Origin of the sequence: Bradyrhizobium sp. Leo170 (assembly GCF_004296405.1) — a bacterium.
Classification (GTDB): Bacteria; Pseudomonadota; Alphaproteobacteria; order Rhizobiales; family Xanthobacteraceae; genus Bradyrhizobium.
In genome coordinates this window covers 1-12,426 of sequence record NZ_PSRR01000257.1, presented here as the reverse complement: position 1 = coordinate 12,426, position 12,426 = coordinate 1, and the positions used below count along the sequence as shown (strand labels likewise).

At 62.6% G+C, this 12,426-nt stretch carries 13 protein-coding genes and 1 pseudogene; 7 read left to right on the top strand and 7 right to left on the bottom strand.

The annotated features are described in order from the left end of the window. The 4 genes from CWO89_RS31610 to CWO89_RS31595 form a co-directional block, all read right to left on the bottom strand. A partial coding sequence (locus tag CWO89_RS31610; RefSeq protein ID WP_502702928.1) for a pilus assembly protein N-terminal domain-containing protein occupies nt 1–513 on the bottom strand: 513 nt, incomplete at its 3' end. A 41-nt stretch (nt 514–554) separates the two neighbouring features. Continuing rightward, nucleotides 555–1,352, bottom strand: coding sequence for a Flp pilus assembly protein CpaB (gene cpaB, locus CWO89_RS31605; RefSeq protein WP_130582425.1), 798 nt, complete (start codon nt 1,350–1,352; stop codon nt 555–557). Between the two features lie 129 nt (nt 1,353–1,481). Then, nucleotides 1,482–2,006 (bottom strand): A24 family peptidase, encoded by a 525-nt coding sequence (locus CWO89_RS31600; RefSeq protein WP_130582424.1) that lies wholly within the window; start codon nt 2,004–2,006, stop codon nt 1,482–1,484. A gap of 307 nt (nt 2,007–2,313) precedes the next feature. Continuing rightward, complete coding sequence (locus tag CWO89_RS31595; RefSeq protein ID WP_130582423.1) at nt 2,314–2,487, bottom strand: Flp family type IVb pilin; 174 nt, start codon at nt 2,485–2,487, stop codon at nt 2,314–2,316. 441 nt (nt 2,488–2,928) lie between these two features. On the opposite strand from CWO89_RS31595, the gene CWO89_RS31590 reads away from it, so the two are divergent. The 3 genes from CWO89_RS31590 (at nt 2,929) to CWO89_RS31580 (ending at nt 4,846) form a co-directional block, all read left to right on the top strand. After that, entirely contained in the window at nt 2,929–3,438 is a 510-nt protein-coding gene (locus CWO89_RS31590; protein ID WP_130582422.1) for a pilus assembly protein N-terminal domain-containing protein, read from the top strand. A 173-nt stretch (nt 3,439–3,611) separates the two neighbouring features. Further along, nucleotides 3,612–4,196 carry a TadE/TadG family type IV pilus assembly protein gene (locus tag CWO89_RS31585; RefSeq protein ID WP_130582421.1) on the top strand — a complete coding sequence of 195 codons (585 nt, stop codon included), beginning with the start codon at nt 3,612–3,614 and terminating at the stop codon, nt 4,194–4,196. A gap of 8 nt (nt 4,197–4,204) precedes the next feature. After that, on the top strand, nt 4,205–4,846 hold the full coding sequence (locus CWO89_RS31580) for a TadE/TadG family type IV pilus assembly protein (RefSeq protein ID WP_245476669.1): 642 nt from the start codon (nt 4,205–4,207) through the stop codon (nt 4,844–4,846). A 129-nt stretch (nt 4,847–4,975) separates the two neighbouring features. Here CWO89_RS31580 and CWO89_RS31575 read toward each other — a convergent pair whose 3' ends face one another. From CWO89_RS31575 to CWO89_RS31565, 3 genes and pseudogenes are all read right to left on the bottom strand, one after another. Further along, nucleotides 4,976–5,188 (bottom strand): cold-shock protein, encoded by a 213-nt coding sequence (locus tag CWO89_RS31575; protein WP_130582419.1) that lies wholly within the window; start codon nt 5,186–5,188, stop codon nt 4,976–4,978. 264 nt (nt 5,189–5,452) lie between these two features. Continuing rightward, nucleotides 5,453–5,743: a translation initiation factor IF-1 gene (gene infA / locus CWO89_RS31570; RefSeq protein ID WP_130582418.1), complete on the bottom strand. Its 291-nt coding sequence runs from the start codon at nt 5,741–5,743 to the stop codon at nt 5,453–5,455. Nucleotides 5,744–5,768: 25 nt separating this feature from the next. Continuing rightward, nucleotides 5,769–7,201: pseudogene (locus CWO89_RS31565) on the bottom strand (DEAD/DEAH box helicase). Between the two features lie 571 nt (nt 7,202–7,772). Between CWO89_RS31565 and urtA the strand changes: the two are divergent. The 4 genes from urtA to CWO89_RS31545 form a co-directional block, all read left to right on the top strand. Then, nucleotides 7,773–9,098, top strand: a complete 1,326-nt coding sequence (gene urtA, locus CWO89_RS31560) for an urea ABC transporter substrate-binding protein (protein WP_130582417.1) — start codon at nt 7,773–7,775, stop codon at nt 9,096–9,098. A 92-nt stretch (nt 9,099–9,190) separates the two neighbouring features. After that, complete coding sequence (urtB, locus tag CWO89_RS31555) at nt 9,191–10,804, top strand: urea ABC transporter permease subunit UrtB (protein WP_130582416.1); 1,614 nt, start codon at nt 9,191–9,193, stop codon at nt 10,802–10,804. Next, nucleotides 10,801–11,976, top strand: a complete 1,176-nt coding sequence (gene urtC, locus CWO89_RS31550) for an urea ABC transporter permease subunit UrtC (RefSeq protein ID WP_130582415.1) — start codon at nt 10,801–10,803, stop codon at nt 11,974–11,976. Before urtB ends, urtC begins: the two co-directional genes overlap by 4 nt. After that, a partial coding sequence (locus CWO89_RS31545; RefSeq protein WP_130582414.1) for an ATP-binding cassette domain-containing protein occupies nt 11,973–12,426 on the top strand: 454 nt, incomplete at its 3' end. The genes urtC and CWO89_RS31545, both read left to right, overlap by 4 nt.

Below are 12,426 nucleotides of genomic sequence, written 5' to 3'. Positions count from 1 at the left end.
TTCGGGGCCGCCGGCAAGCCGCGCGGCGAGATCGCCGGCCTGCTGCGCCTCGATCGGGCTCGAAGCCGTGCCGGTCAGCACCACGCCATCGCCGACGCCGTCGATCTGGATGTCGGCATTCGGCAGCGACTGGCGGAGCGCAGCGCGCACACCGTTGAGATCGCGCTTTACGGCGATATCATAGGCGGCGATCTGCGCGCCGGTGGAGTCGAAGAACACGATGTTGGTCTGGCCGACCGCGGCGCCGATGATATAGGCGCGCTGCGACGAGCGGATCACGGCATTGGCGATCTTGGGATCGGCCACCAGTACATCCTTGATATCGCGGGGCAGGTCGACCACGACCGATTTGCCGACCCCGAGCGACAGGAAGCGCGCGTTGGCCTTGCCGTCCGCCGTTGGCGGTGCCGTGACGCGGTAATCGCTCGCCACCACCGGCGTCAGAGCCGGGTTTAGCGTAAAGGCGACAGCGGCCGAAAACGATAGGGCGCGAACGACGAAAGCTCGCAGCATCGATCGATTCCCCCAGCCTCTCATTCCCCGCGCCCTTTCGCTCACTTCTGTACCGTTTGCGGACTGGCGATGCCGTAGCGGATGACGTTGATGGTTTGGCCGCGCCTGCGCATTTGATTGTCGGCGTTGGCTTCGACGATATTGACGTCGGCGATGCTGCGCAGCGCCAGCGTCAGCGTGCCGCTCTGGCGGGCACGTGCCAGCGTCTCCGCCTGTTCGGGCTTGAGCTCGAGTGTCACGGTCTTGCCGATCAGCGCGCTGGTGCCGTCCTTTTCCTTCGGCGCCTGGTCGATCGCAAGCACGCGGACATTGCTCAGGATGATCTCCGAATTGACGACGTCGGGGCCATTGCTGTCCGGATTCTTGCTGCGTTTGGAGAGAATGACGTCGACCCGGTCGTTCGGCAGGATGAAGCCGCCGGCAGCGGTCTCCGGCGAGATTTCGGTCGAGATCGCGCGCATGCCGGACGGCAGGATCGCGGCCATGAAGCCGCTGCCATCGGCCTTCACCAACTTCTGTTCGCGGATCGGCTCGCCGGCGATAAAGGGCGCGCGCGCAATTGAGCCAACGACCTCCTTCATCGCCTCGGGTTTGCCGTCGCGCCGCATGAAGGTGCCGCTCGCCGTCGCGGCCGGCCAGCTCTGCCACTGCAAGTCGTCGGCCTTGACCGACTGGCCGAGGCCGATATCGGACTTCGCGACCAGTATGTCGACGGTCGGCAGTTGTGCCACCGGTTCGGTCTTGGGAGCGGGTCGGTCGCCGCCTCCGCTCGCCAGATACAGCGCCGCGAGGCCGGCAACGCCGGCAATAGCCAGGACCACGATGCGGGCGGTATTCATTACGCTTCACTTTCCACAGGACGACGCGACGGTTCCCGCCGCTGTGATCGGCAGTTGACCAGCTATTCGTCAAAGCATGGTTAATGAGGCGTATCTAAATCGCCTTAACGGGCAGTTACTTCCACCCGTTCAACGCATTACGAAATGCGCGAAGTCGACCGCCTTCATCCATTCGGTCTCGGGATAGATCACGAGCGCGCCAAGTGCGAGCGCGACGCCATAGGGGATGCCGGTCTCCTTGGCATGCAGCCGCAACAGCCAGGCCTGGCCCAGCAGCGGGTAAGGCAGCGGCCACCGTCGAAACTGGAGCAAAAGCAGCGTCAGCGCGCCGCCGAACAGGGACGCATAGAGCAAGTAGAAAAGCAGATGGTCGAAGCCGAACCACAGCGCGGCGCCGGCGGCGACCTTGGCGTCCCCGCCGCCAATCCAGCCGAACGCAAAGCAGGCAAATCCCGCCGCGAGCACGAGGGCGCCGGCTCCGGCATGCGAAAGCATCTCGTGGAGTCCCATGCCGCTTGCGAGCGCGAGCACAACAAAGCCCGCAACCAGCGCCAATGACACGCGGTTCGAAATCGTCATACTGACAAGGTCGCTTGCGGCGGCGAATGCCATCAGTGCGGGAAACAGCAGCAGGCGAAGAATGTCGAGGATCATGTGATTACGCAGCCCGTGCGGTCCAAATGAGGTCGTCTCGAATCTAGCCGCGAGAGATGAACAATCGGCGAAGGCAGGGGCAGCTCACCAGACTGCCGCTATTCGGCAGGCAAGCGTGAAAACCGCAAGTGCCAGGGCGACGCAGATGATGTGCGCGGACGCGCCGTTGCTATTGTCGGCCCGAAAGTACGCCTTGGTTGCCGCAACTCGTGGAACAGGTAACCTACGCATGCTTCGCCGTCCTACTCGACAAATAGAACAAAGGCCCCGGATTGCCGGGGCCTTTGTCGCTGGCCGCGAGAGTTAGTTACCCCTTCGGCGTCAGTCCGTCTGACACCTGCTGCAACCTGGCGTTGAGGTTGGTGCCGATGGTGGTGAGGACACCAATGATCACGACGGCAATGAGCGCGGCGATCAGACCGTACTCGATGGCGGTCGCGCCGGACTCGTCCTTAATGAAACGCGAAACGAGGTTCTTCATAGATTACTCCTGGTGTGCACGTGGCTGGTCGAACTATCGTTTGGTCACACCGGCGTTCTCAGCACCGTGACCATGCACGCGACCGTAGGGGTGCGACAATTGCGCAGCAGTTAATTCGATTGCAGAAAGATCGCCCCAAATTTGACAGTTCCGACCCAGAGTCAACGCGGGCTTAAGACGTTCGGTAAAACTTGAATCTTTTGGATGCCGACGTGATTGGATCAAACCCCGTATCGAGGTGCGCTCGGTTACGAGAGGATTGGGTAGGCGGCCGCGGCGATGCAGCAGGCAAGTCGCCCGTCCACTCCGGAAACGAATGCGGGTGCAATTGCGGAAGCGCTTTTTGCACTTCGTTCATGAATTGTTGTCAGTTTAGCTCTGTCGGGCGCCGCTTCCGCTGCGTATCGCGGTTGCCGGCTTGTCAGTGTCCCGGGGTAGAGCATGTCGTTCAAGTCAGACCGTATCCGTACGTTGGCGGGTCTCGCCTTCAGCCTTCTCGCAGCCGCCGTCACGGCCTGGCCTTCTGCAAGCTTTGCCGCGGCCGACCCTGATCGGATCGAGGTCAATGTCGACCAGGCCAAGCTCGTCAAGCTCCCGACCGGCATCGCCACCATCGTGGTCGGCAACCCCATGATCGCCGACGTGACGCTGCAGACCGGCGGCGTCGTGGTCGTCACCGGCAAGGGTTATGGTGCCACCAATTTCATCGCGATGGACCGCAACGGCCAGGTGCTGGTCGATCGCCAGATCCAGGTCCAGGGCCCGAGCGACCAACTCGTCACCGTCTATCGCGGCATCGAGCGGGAATCCTATAGCTGTATGCCGATCTGCCAGCGCCGCGTGACGCTCGGCGATGGCGAGAACTACTTCAAGTCCGCGATCGATCAGGCCGGCACGCTCAGCACCCAGGCAAGCGGGCAGGGCGGGTCCGCCTCCAAATCGTCCAACTGACAAATCGTCCAACTGACGAAAGCTGCAGAGGCGTTGGCGGCGGCGTCGTTGCGCTGTCCGCCCATGCTTAACGCCGGCCTAACGGAGCGGGTCGTGCCGTCTCGGTCCGGCGAAACATTTCGACAATCAGTTTCGGTTAGTCCTTGCGGGGTCATTCCCGCGAGACTCCCCCGATGCCGCAGCCCCTTGGCTCTTTCCGGAACTTGTTGCGCCGGTTTCGCCGCGATCGTCGCGGTGTAACCGCCGTTGAATTCGCCTTCGTCGCGCCGGTGTTCTTCGCGCTGCTGTTCGCGATCATCGAGACCGCGCTGGTCTTCTTCGCCAGCCAGGTGCTCGAGACGATCACCCAGGATACCGCGCGGCTGGTCCAGACCGGCCAGGCCCAAAGCGGTTCGCTCAGTCAGGCGCAATTCAAGGATCTGGTTTGCGGCCACACGCTCAGTTTTATGTTCGACTGCAGAAACGGCATCTATGTCGACGTTCGCAGCTACGCGCAGGCGAACGTGGTCAAGATTCCCAACCAGATCAATGGAAGCAGCACCTTCATCAATGACATGAGATATTGTCCTGGCCAGGACAGCAATATCGTCGTGGTCAGGCTGTTCTATCAGTGGCCGGTCTACATCATCAAAATCCTCAACGTCGGATACAATCTCGAATACGACCTGTCCAATCTGAGCGGCAGCAAACGCCTGTTGTCGGGAACGGCGGTCTTCAAGAACGAGCCCTTTCCGACTGGTGGGGTGACGTGCTCATGAGCGAAGCAATGAGAAAGAGTTTGCTCTCATCGACGTGGCGCGTGCGCCGCAAGATCGGCGATCTCGTGCGCGATTGCCGCGGCGTGGCGGCTGTCGAATTCGCGATGATCGTGCCCATCATGCTGGTGCTGTTCTTCGGAACGGTCGAGCTCAGCTCTGCCATCGCCATCAAGCGCAAGCTGGCACTGGTGGCACACGCGGCCTCCGACCTGACCTCGCAATCGCTGGACAGCGTCAAGAACACGGATATGCAGAATGCCTTCGCCTCGAGCGGGGCAATCATGCTGCCCTATTCGCTGACGCCGTTGTCCGCGACCGTCTCGGAAATATTCATCGACAAGAACAAGATCGCGAAGATCCAGTGGAGCCAGTCGGCCACCGTCGCAATGGTCAGCGGCTCGCCACAGGCGGCGCTCATGGCTTCGCCGCACAAGCCAAACGATACGGCGACGGTTCCGGAGGGGTTGCTGATACCGAACACCTGGCTGATCTGGAGCGAGGTCAGTTACACCTACACGCCGACGGTCGGCTATGTGCTCAAGACTGGTCTTCCGATGGATGACGAGGCTTATACCCGCCCGAGGCACTCGACCTGCGTCGACTATCCGCAGCTCACCGGATCAAGCAATAGCTGCACGCCGGTTTCTTAGCAGCGCGACGTTGGCGCGCAACCTAAAACAAGAAGCCGCGCGGTGAGCGCGGCTTCTTTCTTATTCGGTGCTCCTGCTTCGGAGCGTTTGCTTCAGTCGCTAACGCTGCGGACGCAGGCCCGTCGTCGGTCAGCCCGCCGAGCGCAGATTGTCGGCGGCGGATTTGCCGGAGCGACGATCGGACACGATCTCGTAGGAGATCTTCTGGCCTTCGCGCAGCGTGCCCAGGCCAGCGCGCTCGACTGCGCTGATGTGCACGAACACGTCGCTGCCGCCGTCATCGGGCTGAATGAAGCCGTAGCCCTTGGTTGCGTTAAACCACTTCACGGTTCCCATGCTCACGGGATAGTCCCTTCTCAGATAGACAAGTCAAAGCCCGCTTCTGGCAGGCTGGTGGATCGAATTTTGGAAGGGTCGTCAGCACCTGAACCGGGATACCGGTGGATGGCTAATGTCGTCCGGCCGAAAATCGATTAGCCCGATATTATGCGAAAAACGGCCCTAAAACAATCCTGACGTGCGCGGATTTCGTTCGAACGTGCAAACCGCCGGGATCGCGCAAGACGTCAGGGCGTCGTGCGCGATTCCGGACGGCTTCGGGGCACGTCAGCGGCGGCGGAACTGGCCGCCCCGCGGCGCCTGGCCGCGCGGCGGGCCGCCGGGCGAACTCGGACGTTCGTCCTTGTGACGGAAAATCAGCCGCCCCTTCTCGAGATCGTAGGGCGACATTTCAATCGTAACCCGGTCGCCGGCCAGCGTCTTGATGCGGTTCTTCTTCATCTTGCCGGCCGTATAGGCGACAATCTCGTGTCCGGTATCGAGTTGCACGCGATAGCGTGCGTCGGGGAGGATTTCGGTCACCAGCCCCTCGAACTGGATCAGCTCTTCCTTAGCCATGTGGTTCTCCAGAATCGATTGACGGCTAGTGCTGCGTTTGGTTGTTGCGTTTGGGCTGCGGTTTCGCCCGGCTTTCGCGGTGCAAGAAGGCGACGCCTTGAATGCCGCTGCCCTGGTTGCCCTCGCTCTTGCCGATCTGCGGCGGACGTGGCGACTCGCCCCGGTTCGCCTGTGGCGCGCCATTCTTACCACCTCCACGGCGGCGGCGGCGAGGGCCTTTTGCTGCCTGAGGCGATTCATTTCCCTTGGCCATATGGGGCCGCTGCGCCGCTCGTCCAGCCGCCCGATGCGGGGCGGCGGCGGCGGCAGGCGCCTGCTCGCGATTGCCCGGTGTACGGCGATCTTCGCGCGGCAGCGCCACCCGGATCAGCCGTTCGATGTCGCGCAGATATCCCATCTCCTCTGCGCCCGCGATCAGCGAGATCGCAACGCCGTCGGCGCCGGCGCGTGCGGTGCGGCCGATGCGGTGCACATAAGTCTCCGGCACGTTGGGCAGGTCGTAATTGACGACATGGCTGATGCCGTCGACGTCGATGCGCGCGCGGCGATGTCGGTCGCGACCAAGGTGCGGATTTCGCCGGAACGAAAGGCCGCTAGCGTGCGCTCGCGGTGATTCTGCGACTTGTTGCCGTGAATCGCGTTAGCCGCGATGCCGGCCTTCTCCAGCCCCTTCACCACCTTGTCGGCACCGTGCTTGGTGCGGGTGAACACCAGCGCGCGGTTGACCGGTTCCTGCTTCAACAGTTGCGCCAGTATGGCGGGCTTGGCGGTGAAATCGACCTGGATGATGCGCTGTGTGACGCGCTCGGCGGTCGAGGACACCGGTGTCACCGCCACGCGGGCCGGATCACGCAGCATCGCTTCGGCGAGCTCGGCGATATCCTTCGGCATCGTCGCCGAGAAGAACAGCGTCTGTCGCCTCTGCGGCAGCTTGGCGACGATCTTCCTGATGTCATTGATGAAGCCCATGTCGAGCATGCGGTCGGCTTCATCGAGCACCAGGAACTCGACCTGATTGAGCTTCAAGCCGTTGCTCTGCACGAGGTCGAGCAGGCGGCCGGGGGTGGCGACCATGACCTCGACTCCCTGCATCACCGAGCGGACCTGCCGGCCCATCGGTACGCCGCCGATCGCGAGTGCGGAAGAAAGGCGGATGTGGCGGCCATAGGCATTGAAGCTGTCGAGGATCTGGCCCGACAATTCGCGGGTCGGCGACAGCACCAGCACGCGGCACGACTTCGGCTGCACCTTGGTGCGGTTCTGCAGCAGGCGGTTGAGGATCGGCAGCGCAAAGGACGCGGTCTTGCCGGTGCCGGTTTGCGCAATGCCGATCACGTCGCGGCCTTCGAGCGCGAGCGGAATGGTCTGGGCCTGGATCGGAGTGGGGGTGACGTAGTTCTCTTCCCGAAGTGCGCGGGCGATGGGATCGGCAAGGCCGAAATCCTGAAAGGAGGTCAAAAGGGAGGTCTTTCCATCAAAACGTCAGGCGCGCCGGCCATGCCGGCCGGGCGCGTGAGGGCATCGGTGATACCCTCGTGTTTGGGGCATCGGTGCTGTTGGCTGATCAAAGGCAAGCCAAAAGCCGCCGAGGCTGGTTGGAACCAAGGCGGCTTAGAACACGCAAGCTTGCGCCGACCCGGCGATTCGCGCGGGTCATGGCAACCATATGGAACATGAACGCGGCGCTTTCAAGGTAAACTCTCCTCGAATTCGGCCGGCCGCAGGAGCGAAGTCGCTATTGCAGGGCGCGAGCCCGATGTCGTGACAGCGTCACAATTAGCTGCCGGAAATTTAGCCAAATCGGTCTGATTGCTCAAAAAATGAACTGATTGCCGCTTTGGCATACATTTCTAGCGCCTAATAATTAGGCGACGATGCTCTATGTTTTCCCGGAAATGCCAAATTGCTGTGCGCTAGCAATGGCTTAAGCGGTGCTTCGACCGTGGCATGGTTCTTGCGATTCCTTGACCGCAGGCGGCCGTGGGGCCGTTCGCATGCGTTCACGCCTGCGTCAGGGAGATGACATTTCATGATCACACAGCTTACTCACGATATAGCGACGCTGAGCCGCCGTGGCTGGCTCGCTGCCGCCGCGGGTCTGGTTTTGGGCCTGGCGTCGTCGCCATTTTCTCCGGCCAAAGCCGCCGACGACACCATCAAGATCGGCGTCCTGCATTCACTCTCCGGCACCATGGCCATCAGCGAGACCACGCTGAAGGATACGATTCTCTTCCTGATCGACGAGCAGAACAAGAAAGGCGGCGTGCTCGGCAAGAAGCTCGAGGCTGTCGTCGTCGATCCCGCATCGAACTGGCCGCTGTTCGCGGAAAAGGCGCGCGAACTCATCACCAAGGACAAGGTCGCGGTCGTGTTCGGCTGCTGGACCTCGGTGTCGCGCAAATCCGTGCTTCCGGTGTTCAAGGAGCTGAACAACATCCTGTTCTACCCCGTGCAGTACGAGGGCGAAGAGTCCGAGCGCAACGTGTTCTACACCGGCGCCGCTCCGAACCAGCAGGCGATCCCCGCGGTCGACTACCTGATGAAGGACGAGAAGGTGAAGCGCTGGGTGCTGGCGGGCACCGACTATGTCTATCCGCGCACCACCAACAAGATCCTGGAAGCCTACTTGAAGTCGAAGGGCGTCAAGCAGGAAGACATCATGATCAACTACACGCCGTTCGGTCATAGCGACTGGCAGACGATCGTGGCCGACATCAAGAAGTTCGGCTCGGCCGGCAAGAAGACGGCGGTGGTCTCCACCATCAACGGTGACGCCAACGTTCCCTTCTACAAGGAGCTCGGCAACCAGGGCATCAAGGCGACCGACATCCCGGTGGTGGCGTTCTCGGTCGGTGAGGAAGAGCTCGCCGGCATCGACACCAAGCCGCTGGTCGGCCATCTCGCCGCCTGGAACTACTTCGAGTCGATCAAGACGCCCGCCAACGAGAAGTTCATCAAGGATTGGCAGGCCTACACCAAGAATCCGAAGCGCGTGACCAACGACCCGATGGAAGCGCACTACATCGGCTTCAACATGTGGGTGAAGGCAGTTGAGAAGGCGAAGTCGACCGATCCGGACAAGGTGATCGACGCGCTGCCCGGCACCGAGGCGCCGAACCTGACCGGTGGCGTCTCCAAGATGCTGCCGAACCACCACATCACCAAGCCGGTGTTCATCGGCGAGATCAAGGGCAACGGCCAGTTCGATGTGGTGTGGAAGACCCCCGGCCTCGTCGCGGGCGATGCCTGGTCGAAGGAGCTGGAAGGCTCCAGGGACCTGATCGGTGACTGGGTCGGCAAGAAGTGCGGCAACTGGAACACCAAGACCAACAAGTGCGGCGGTCAGGGCTCCTGATCTAAGCCGTCCATTTAAACAGTCTTCCAAGAGACTGGAGAAGGCGGCGGCGTTCGCCGCCTTCTCCTCACCACTCCTGCCGGGGTCGTCACGTGTTTGGCTATTTCCTTGATCGTTTTCGCGCGATCGTCCTTTCAGTCTTGCTGATTGCCTGCTTCGCGCTGCCGGCCTTCGCGGGTCCGTTCGAGGACGCGGTCGCCAAATTCGCCAATGACGAATTTTCCGATACCGAAGCAGCGATCGAGGCGGTCGCAAGCTCGGGCAATCCGCTCGCCTTCCCGATCATCTCGGCGCTCCAGGAGGAGCGGCTGTCGGCCGATCCCGAGAGCAAGAAAGTCTTCATCACGCAAACGGACGGCAAGATCATCGATGCCGCCACCGGTGCCGCCGTCGACAAGCTGCCGGACAATGCGGCGTCCGTCCGTCTCAACAACCGCCTGCGCCGCACGGTGGAGGCCGCACTCGGCAGCCTGACGCTGCTCTCGCCCGATCCCGCCAAGCGCGTTGCCGCCGCGCAATCCGTCTTCAAGAGCCATGACGAGAACGCACTCTCCGTGGTCGAGGGCGCGCTCGCGAAGGAGACCGACAAGGCGGCCAAGCAGGCATTCACCGAGGCCCGTGCGGCGATCATCCTGTTCAAGTCTGACGCCTCCGACAACGACAAGCTCGAGGCGGTCGGGGTCATCAAGTCGCGCGGCGACCAGGAAGCGCTGGCGCTATTGACCAGCGCCGGCCCCGACCAGCCGCCGCTGGTGGCGCAAGCCATCACCGGCGCGATCTCCTCGATCCAGAGCAATCTGGCGATGTGGTCGGCGGTGCAGAACGCCTGGTATGGCCTGTCGCTCGGCTCGGTGCTGCTGCTGGCGGCGATCGGGCTTGCCATCACCTTCGGCGTGATGGGCGTCATCAACATGGCCCATGGCGAGATGGTGATGCTGGGCGCCTACACCACCTTCGTGGTGCAGGAGGTGATCCGGACGCGCTATCCCGGCCTGTTCGACTATTCGCTCCTGATCGCGGTGCCGCTCGCCTTCCTGGTCGCGGGCGGGATCGGAGTCCTGATCGAGCGCAGCATCATCCGCTTCCTCTATGGTCGTCCGCTGGAGACGCTGCTGGCGACCTGGGGCCTGTCGCTGGTGCTGCAGCAGGCGGTGCGCACAATGTTCGGCCCGACCAATCGCGAAGTCGGCAATCCCTCCTGGATGAGCGGCGCCTTCGAGCTCGGCCAGATCACCATCACCTATAACCGGCTCTGGATCCTCTGCTTCACGCTCGCGGTGTTCGTGATCCTGCTTGCGATGCTGCGCTACACCGCGCTCGGGCTCGAGATGCGCGCGGTGACCCAGAACCGCCGGATGGCGGCCTCGATGGGTATCGCCACCTCGCGCGTCGACGCGCTGACCTTCGGCCTCGGCTCGGGGATTGCCGGCATCGCGGGCGTGGCGCTGTCGCAGATCGACAATGTCAGCCCCAATCTCGGCCAGAGCTACATCATCGACAGTTTCATGGTCGTCGTATTCGGCGGTGTCGGCAATCTCTGGGGCACGCTGGTCGGCGCCTTCACGCTGGGGATCGCCAACAAGTTCCTGGAGCCGGTCGCCGGCGCCGTGCTCGGCAAGATCGCCATCCTGGTCCTGATCATCCTGTTCATCCAGAAGCGGCCACGCGGCCTGTTCGCGCTGAAAGGGCGGGCGGTGGAAGCATGAGCGCGCATATCCTCACCCGCTCGCTGGACCGCGCCGCGACCGCCTTCATCCTTATCGTCGCGGCCGCCGGCATCCTGATCCCGCTGTCGAACCTGCTGCTGCCTCAAGGCTCGTTCCTGCAGGTGCCGACCTATCTGGTCGCGCTCTGGGGCAAATATGTCTGCTACGCGATCCTGGCGCTCTCCATCGATCTGATCTGGGGCTATTGCGGCATCCTCTCGCTCGGCCATGGCGCCTTCTTCGCGCTCGGCGGTTACGCCATGGGCATGTACCTGATGCGCCAGATCGGCAGCCGCGGCGTCTATGGCAACCCGATCCTGCCTGATTTCATGGTGTTCCTGAACTGGGACAAGCTGCCCTGGTACTGGTACGGCTTCGACATGTTCCCCTTCGCGGCCCTGATGGTGCTGGTGGTGCCGGGCCTGCTCGCCATCTGCTTCGGCTGGCTCGCCTTCCGCTCCCGCGTCACCGGCGTCTATCTCTCGATCATCACCCAGGCGATGACCTATGCGCTGCTGCTTGCCTTCTTCCGCAATGATTTCGGCTTCGGCGGCAACAATGGCCTGACCGACTTCAAGGACATCCTGGGCTTCAACGTCCAGGCCGACGGCACGCGCGCCGCCTTGTTCGCGCTGAGCTGTCTTGCGCTAATTGTTGGTTTCCTGATCTGTCGGGCGATCGTGACCTCGAAGCTTGGCAAGGTCTTGATCGCGGTGCGCGACGCCGAAAGCCGCACCCGCTTCCTCGGCTATCGCGTCGAATCCTACAAGCTGTTCGTGTTCACGCTGTCGGCCTGCATGGCCGGCGTCGCCGGTGCGCTCTATGTGCCGCAGGTCGGCATCATCAATCCAAGCGAATTCGCGCCGGGCAATTCAATTGAGGCGGTGATCTGGGTCGCGGTCGGCGGCCGTGGCACGCTCGTCGGCGCTGCGCTCGGCGCCGTCGTCGTCAACTATGCCAAGACCTTCTTCACCTCAGGCCCGCTTGCGCCGTACTGGCTGTTCATGCTGGGCGCGCTGTTCATCCTGGTGACGCTGCTGCTGCCCAAGGGCATCGTCGGCACCTTCAATTCCTGGTGGGAGCCATGGAGGGCGCAGCGCGACGCGGCCGCGGAAAGCGCCGCACGCGAAGACGGCATCAGCGAACCCAATCCGGCGGAGCAGGCGCGATGAACGTGATGGACACCCGTGCCACTTCCGCGATGCTGTATCTCGATGGCGTGCACGTCTCCTTCGATGGCTTCCACGCCATCAACAACCTCTCGATCGCGCTCGAGCCGGGCGAGATGCGCGCGATCATCGGCCCGAACGGCGCCGGCAAGACCACGATGATGGACATCATCACCGGCAAGACCAAGCCGGACGAGGGCACCGTGCTGTTCGATGGGGTCACCGACCTGACCCGGCTGGACGAGACCCGCATCGCCGAGCTCGGCATCGGCCGCAAATTCCAGAAGCCGACGGTGTTCGAAAGCCAGACCGTGCAGGACAATCTCCTGCTCGCACTCAATGTCGACCACAGCGTCAGGGGCACGCTGTTCTGGCGCGAGAGCAGGGCCGAGACCGAGCGCATCCAGAAAGTGCTGGAGACCATCCGCCTGACCGACGCGCGCAACCGGCTCG

Bases quoted from the DNA above. Each gene is read 5' to 3' on its own strand.
- cpaB (WP_130582425.1), bottom strand. From the start codon at position 1,352: ATGAATACCGCCCGCATCGTGGTCCTGGCTATTGCCGGCGTTGCCGGC.
- CWO89_RS31600 (WP_130582424.1), bottom strand. From the start codon at position 2,006: ATGATCCTCGACATTCTTCGCCTGCTGCTGTTTCCCGCACTGATGGCA.
- CWO89_RS31595 (WP_130582423.1), bottom strand. From the start codon at position 2,487: ATGAAGAACCTCGTTTCGCGTTTCATTAAGGACGAGTCCGGCGCGACC.
- CWO89_RS31590 (WP_130582422.1), top strand. From the start codon at position 2,929: ATGTCGTTCAAGTCAGACCGTATCCGTACGTTGGCGGGTCTCGCCTTC.
- CWO89_RS31585 (WP_130582421.1), top strand. From the start codon at position 3,612: ATGCCGCAGCCCCTTGGCTCTTTCCGGAACTTGTTGCGCCGGTTTCGC.
- CWO89_RS31580 (WP_245476669.1), top strand. From the start codon at position 4,205: ATGAGAAAGAGTTTGCTCTCATCGACGTGGCGCGTGCGCCGCAAGATC.
- infA (WP_130582418.1), bottom strand. From the start codon at position 5,743: ATGGCTAAGGAAGAGCTGATCCAGTTCGAGGGGCTGGTGACCGAAATC.
- urtA (WP_130582417.1), top strand. From the start codon at position 7,773: ATGATCACACAGCTTACTCACGATATAGCGACGCTGAGCCGCCGTGGC.
- urtC (WP_130582415.1), top strand. From the start codon at position 10,801: ATGAGCGCGCATATCCTCACCCGCTCGCTGGACCGCGCCGCGACCGCC.